Annotated in this window: 1 protein-coding gene; it reads right to left on the reverse strand. The window is 61.1% G+C overall.

Features of this window, described 5'->3' with window-relative positions; all coding sequences use genetic code 11:
• On the reverse strand, positions 1 to 691 hold a 691-nt coding region (locus IVA82_RS23380; protein ID WP_247390104.1), incomplete at its 3' end, for an IS66 family transposase zinc-finger binding domain-containing protein.
• Positions 692 to 905 lie beyond the last annotated feature (214 nt).

Genomic DNA, 905 nt, shown 5'->3' on the forward strand with positions numbered 1-905 from the left:
GCGACGCGAGAATGGCCCATGTCTCGGCGCCGCCTTCGCTGCCCGCGAACAAATAGTTCTTCTTTCCAAGCCCTATCGGCTTGATGCTGCGCTCGACCGTATTGTTGTCTATTTCAATGCGTCCGTCAGCGGCAGCTGGTAGCCGTATTTCATCACCGCGATGTGGGCCAGCAAGGCTTCCGTTCATCGATCGGCTGGGCCGGCGCGGGTGCCTGCAGCACACCCACCTCGGACGCACAATGCGCTTGACCCGGTACTGCATCGGAATGACGTCGTAGGCTTCCTTGACGGTCTCCCCGATCTTGTGTAGCCGCTCGCCGCAGCAGGGGCAGATGTGGCTCTCGATATCGATCACGACATCGATGCTCGGCAAATGCTCCGGGAGCTTCCCCCGGCTGCGTCGCGCCGGTCGCTTTCCACGGCCGTCCGCTCCGTCAGGCAGCTTGCCTCCGGTCACGTCGTCGTTGGCGACGGCACCAGCCGCCTGTGCCGTGATGAAGAGAGACAGCTGTCCGGGATCCAGCGTCTCGGAGCGGGGACCGAAGATCGTGCGCTTGTACTGGGACAGGATCATCAGGAGCTTGTCGTTCTCCTGGACTGCAGCGTCGCGTTGGGCGATCGCCGCATCACGCTCGGCCGAAAGCGTGCTGCATTCCGCCGACAACGCCGCAAGCCGTGACGACAGGGTCATCACGGTTTGTCGGAGCAATGCTGGATCGGAAGGCAAATCACCCATGCAGAGTGATTCTACAACAACTCCGCATGAGTGACGAACTACTATTGATACGGATCAACCAGCTCGTGCTGGCTGATCCACAACCCGCATCGGCACACACTTCCAGTCCGAGCCGTCGAGCAGCACGGAGAGCTGAGCATGAGATAGCGGCATGACGCCTTCCTTGATC

It is taken from the genome of Bradyrhizobium sp. 142 (assembly GCF_023074015.1).
Lineage (GTDB): Bacteria > Pseudomonadota > Alphaproteobacteria > Rhizobiales > Xanthobacteraceae > Bradyrhizobium.